This window comes from Mangrovibacterium sp., assembly GCF_059905295.1.
Genome location: NZ_JBZQJF010000222.1, coordinates 1 through 5,290, shown reverse-complemented (window position 1 = coordinate 5,290; position 5,290 = coordinate 1). Strand labels below are relative to the sequence as shown.

The window sequence follows — 5,290 nt, the reverse complement described above, 5'->3', positions numbered from 1 at the left end:
AGATGTAACTTATAACTACAATTTTAAGAACAACCAGCCAATCAGTCCCAAAATCATTACCACACAAGAAATGAATGAAGAAAATGAAGGGATGTTGGTTACCATTCAAGGGGTAAGCTTCAGCAATGGCGGCACCACTATAACCGAATCCGGTCAGAGCTTCAATTTTACCGATTCGCAGGGTTCAGGTGTCCTTTACATTGGCTCTAATTCCCGTTTGGCAGGGGAACAAATTCCTTCAGAAAAAGTCTCCATCACCGGAATTATCAGCCAATACAGCAGTACCTACCAGATTACGCCCCGCGATATAAATGATTTTGATATATCAACGGCTTCATCTCCGGAACTAAAATTGAGCTCAGTAACCATTTACCCGAACCCAACAACCGGTAATATTCAGATCAACTCTTCTGATGATGTTCAACAGGTGAATATCTACAGTCTGACGGGACAAAAGGTTCTCAGTCTTACCAATCCCGAAAGAACAATTCAAACATCCAATCTGAGAGCCGGGATCTATATCGTTGAGCTTGTCTTTGACAATAACTTATCTCTAAAAGAGAAACTCATAAAATCGGCGCAATAGCGCAACAATCACAGGAAAAAACTCCGGGAGGAGCAGCCTTTTTACTTCCTCCCGGAACTCTTCTCCCCGAAAATATCCTTCCGGAAAGACCTTGACAAAGCAGTGTCCGAAATTTTTGAATTCACATTGAAACGATTGAGCATGAAAACATTTCATTGATTGATGTGTTTTTTTAATTGGAATTTGTAATTTTGCGCCCACATTTTTTTAAGCAAAGGAGCTACCATAATGGAAAGAGAACAGCTACAAGTCATGTTGGAACAAAACGGCCACATTGTTGAACCAATTGACCCTAAACTAAAATTGGTTGAAGAAATTAACCGTTTGAAGAAGGAGAAGAATGCTGTAATCCTAAGTCACTTTTATGTTGACGGAGAACTACAGGACATCGCCGATTACGTGGGTGATAGTTTGCAGTTAGCACAGGAAGCGGCTAAAACCGAGGCCGATATGATTGTTTTTGTTGGTGTGCATTTCATGGCGGAAACAGCCAAAATTATCAATCCATCCAAGAAAGTCATTCTCCCCGACCTGAAAGCCGGTTGTTCATTAGCTGAATCGGCTCCTATCGAGAAATTCAAAGAATTCAAAGCCAAATACCCGGATCACAAAGTTATTTCGTACATCAACTGTACGGCCGACCTGAAAACAGTTACCGATGTGGTGTGTACCTCTTCCAATGCTGTAAAGATTGTCGAGAGCTTCCCGAAGGATGAAAAACTCATCTTTGCGCCGGATAAAAACCTGGGTAATTACCTGAACAGCCTTACCGGACGTGATATGGTTCTGTGGGACGGTGCTTGTATGGTTCACGAGCAGTTCGCCGTTGAAAAGATCGTTGATCTGATGAACGAACACAAAGACGCTGAATTTATCGCCCATCCGGAGTGTGAAAAACCGGTTCTTTTATTAGCAAAACACATTGGTTCGACCTCTTCATTATTAAAATACGTGCAGGAAAACAGCGCTAAAAAGTTTATTGTAGCAACCGAAAGCGGTATTTTGCACCAAATGAAGAAAGCTTGTCCGGATAAAATCTTCATTCCGGCACCATCGAACGATTCCACCTGCGCTTGTGCCGATTGTTCGTACATGAAGCTAAACAGCTTGCAAAAACTGTATATCTGCATGAAACACGAACAACCTGAAATTCAACTTCCTGAAGCGGTTATTGAGGAGGCAAGAAAGCCTATCGTACGCATGCTGGAGATTTCGAAATAAGCAAAAAAATCGTCTCGATTTTATTAACCATTGGGGGCGTTTTGTTTGAAACGCAAACTTAACCCTATGGGTTACAAAGGTTTTTAAACAGCACTTTGTTAATTAGTTTTTCTGCGAATAGTCCAAGCCGCCTATCCGATTTTGTAACTTCGTCTTAAGAAAATAAAGCGATTATGCCCTACAGAAGGTTACCAAACACAGATCAGGCCCGAATGCGAGCTATTGAAGCTGCATTGGAAAAAGGCAAACGGGTGCCAACATCCGAACTTGCTTTCAGTTATCTCAGTCTGGAAAAACTCCAATCGATCTACCCGCGTCTGTCGGGGGCGATTCGTCAGCTGAATGCATCCAAGCAGAATCAGTTTGATAAATCGCGCGAATATGGCGACATCTTCAAAAAAGCCAAACTTTATCTTTCTCACTTCTTACAGGTGATGAGCTTTGCCATCATCCGCGAAGAGATGAAACCTGAAATACGTTTATTCTATGGTCTGGATCCCAATAACCAGCGCCTGCCGGCACTGAACCTGGAGAAAGATGTGCTGGAATGGGGAGAACGTATCATCCGTGGTGAAGCACAACGCTGCCAAAAAGGCGGAAGTCCGATCTACAGCCCATCAATCGCATTAGTGAAAGTACATTTCGAGGCATTTATTGAGGCATTCCGCCATCAGAAAATGCTGCAAAATATGACCAACCGTGCATCGGAACAAATGAATATGGTCCGCGACGAAGCAGACAAACTGATTCAGGAAGTTTGGAACGAAGTAGAGGAAAAATTCAGCATACTAGCCGATGATGTGAAACGTGAAAAAGCGACTTCTTATGGTGTAACTTACGTTTATCGTCCTTCAGAATTGAAGAAAATGGAAGCAGATAAACTGCAAACGAATTTGTTCTAAAACGGCGCAGCAGATACAACTCAACTGCTTATTCGTAAAACCAGTTGTTTTGATCGACTAAAGCTAACAGTCATTAATCGTTATTGATGGTCATTAATCGCCAATCTTTCAACTATTTACTGGCTAGGAAGAACCATTGTATGACTACGAATTCCCTACTCTAAACCGGCAACCTTTTCAACACGCCATTTCTTCATTTGATATAAAATCCAAATTGTACAGGCGAGGCTAATTAGTGCAATCGGCCAGTAGTTCGCAATCCCATCCGAGAAATCGGGATCAACGGCTTGTTTAAATTCGCTGGCTCCGGCTTTGGCCGAATAAAGCGACAACACGCCTACTGCATTATTGACAAAGTGTGCCGCTACCGATGTCCAGATTGAACCGCTGTAAACCAGGAAGTATCCGAACATAGCGCCCAGTAACATGCGGGGAATAAAACCATAAAACTGCATATGCAAGGCACTAAACAGGAAGGCTGAGATCCAAATTCCCCAATGGTAATTTCGCGTCATCTTGGTGAAGATTTGCTGGATGACACCCCGAAATAAGAACTCCTCACCAAGGGCAGGAATCACGGCAATCATAAACAAGTTAACCAGCAGGCCACCAATTCCTTCAACTTCAATAAACTTTTGGATAGCATCTGCTGCCTGATCTTCGGCTGCCCGCATCCAATGTTCAATACCTGAAGCCCATTCGGGGAAAGACATTTGCTGATTAAAATAACCAACAAGCGATATAAAAGGCGTAATCACCAACAAAGCCAAAATACCAAACAGGATAAAACGCCACTTGATGGTACGGCGCATCGATAAATAGTTCATCGAATCGCCGCAATAGAACCAACCGATTGCGAAAGGAGGAAGCACAAACATACCGATCGACTGAACGATCTGAAAATATTTCAGCATTTGAATGTGTGCCGGATTATCCAGATTAGCCCCGTTATATATTTCGAGCAAAGCAGTTCCTCCGAAAATTGGAATTGCAGCAAGGAAGCCCACCAGCATGACAACCAGAAACGTAACGATAATCATGAAGAGAGCCATGAAAAGCTCGGAAACGGCACCCATTCCCCGAAATGCAGTAAAACTCATACGGTTGATTTTATTAGATCACTCAAAGATAGAAAAATAGTTAGGAGACATGAGATATGAGTCGTGAGACACCAGAAAAAGACATGATTCAAAAAACTACCGACTCACTGGAAAAACCTACATGATTCCCGGGAATCTCCAAGAGGAATGAAAGTGGAAAGTTTTTCGGACATCAGATTGTCATTGTTATCTGAAGTTGTCGGGTTGACTTGGAACTTGAAACTCGGAAGAGACTATCACAAAAAAAGCGATGCTTCATGTTACCAACACCAAGCATCGCTCAAGCTATTAAGAACGAAAAGGATTAGGCCTTTGCTTTAGCAGCCTTTTTCTCCTTTTTCTCAAGCCTTTTCTCTTTTAACGATTTGACGGGCTCTTTCTTTTCGCTTTTTTTAGCGTCGTGTGCTTTGGTCATGATACATCAATTTAAAAGTTCAACTTCAAAATCAACAGTAGACACCACAATAAACAGATGAAAATTACAGCTTTTTCCAATCCGTTGTTCTTTAGGTATACGGGAATTTCAGAAATATTTTCATCCGGGAAAAGCCCTAAACTAAATTTGAAAACGGATCGAATAACTCCCCTTTCTACCAATGCCATAAACTGTTATCTTTGCGGCGAATTAAAGTGAAGTAAACGTGAAGATTGGATCGATTGAATTGGAAGGGACGCCCTTGTTTCTGGCGCCGATGGAAGATGTAACGTACAAGTCATTTCGTCATATTTGCAAGCAAAATGGCGTAGATGTGATGTACACCGAATTTGTGTCGTCGGAGGCACTAATTCGTGAGGTGGAGAAGACGCGCATGAAGATGGAGATAGAAGACGATGACCGTCCCATTGCGATCCAGATCTATGGTTACGATATCGAGTCGATGGCGAATGCTGCCCGTATTGCCGAAGAGCTGGAACCCGACTTCATCGACATTAACTTTGGATGCCCGATGAAGAAAATCGTGAAAAAAGGCGCTTGTTCGGCTCTTTTGCAGGACCTGCCAAAAATGCAGCAAATGGCAGCCGAAGTGGTGAGAAATGTCAAGCTGCCGGTAACTGCCAAAACCCGTCTGGGCTGGGACGAAAACAACAAAGTCATCCTGGAAGCGGCTGAACGCCTGCAGGATGTCGGTATTTCGGCATTGGCCATTCACGGTCGCACCCGCAGCCAGCTGTACACCGGCGAGGCCGACTGGACCTTAATTGGCGAAGTAAAAAACAGTCCGCACATTCAGATTCCTATTATTGGCAATGGCGACATTAACGGCCCGGAGAAAGCAGCAGAACTACTCAGCCAAACCGGCGTCGACGGATTGATGCTTGGCCGCGGAGCTATTGGCCGCCCCTGGATTTTCAACGAGATTAAGCACTACCTGAAAACCGGTGAACTACTTCCTCCGCCAACTGTGGCCGAAGTGATTGATCAACTCAAAAACCAACTGGCCATTACAGCCGACTGGAAGGGCAACGAGAAAAGTGCCATT

General features: G+C 43.4%; 5 protein-coding genes. 4 read left to right on the top strand and 1 reads right to left on the bottom strand.

Annotated elements, in window-relative coordinates:
- The 3 genes from AC37HE_RS11545 to AC37HE_RS11535 all read left to right on the top strand — a co-directional run.
- A partial coding sequence (locus tag AC37HE_RS11545) for a DUF5689 domain-containing protein (RefSeq protein ID WP_500782999.1) occupies window positions 1-586 on the top strand: 586 nt, incomplete at its 5' end.
- Window positions 587-814: 228 nt separating this feature from the next.
- Window positions 815-1,807 (top strand): quinolinate synthase NadA, encoded by a 993-nt coding sequence (gene nadA, locus AC37HE_RS11540; RefSeq protein WP_500782998.1) that lies wholly within the window; start codon window positions 815-817, stop codon window positions 1,805-1,807.
- A gap of 173 nt (window positions 1,808-1,980) precedes the next feature.
- Window positions 1,981-2,709 carry a hypothetical protein gene (locus AC37HE_RS11535; RefSeq protein ID WP_500782997.1) on the top strand — a complete coding sequence of 243 codons (729 nt, stop codon included), beginning with the start codon at window positions 1,981-1,983 and terminating at the stop codon, window positions 2,707-2,709.
- Between the two features lie 155 nt (window positions 2,710-2,864).
- Here the strand turns inward: AC37HE_RS11535 and AC37HE_RS11530 are convergent, their stop codons facing one another.
- A complete protein-coding gene (locus AC37HE_RS11530; protein ID WP_500782996.1) occupies window positions 2,865-3,809 on the bottom strand; it encodes a CPBP family intramembrane glutamic endopeptidase in 945 nt (314 codons plus the stop codon).
- A 641-nt stretch (window positions 3,810-4,450) separates the two neighbouring features.
- Here AC37HE_RS11530 and dusB point away from each other — a divergent pair.
- A partial coding sequence (dusB, locus tag AC37HE_RS11525) for a tRNA dihydrouridine synthase DusB (RefSeq protein ID WP_500782995.1) occupies window positions 4,451-5,290 on the top strand: 840 nt, incomplete at its 3' end.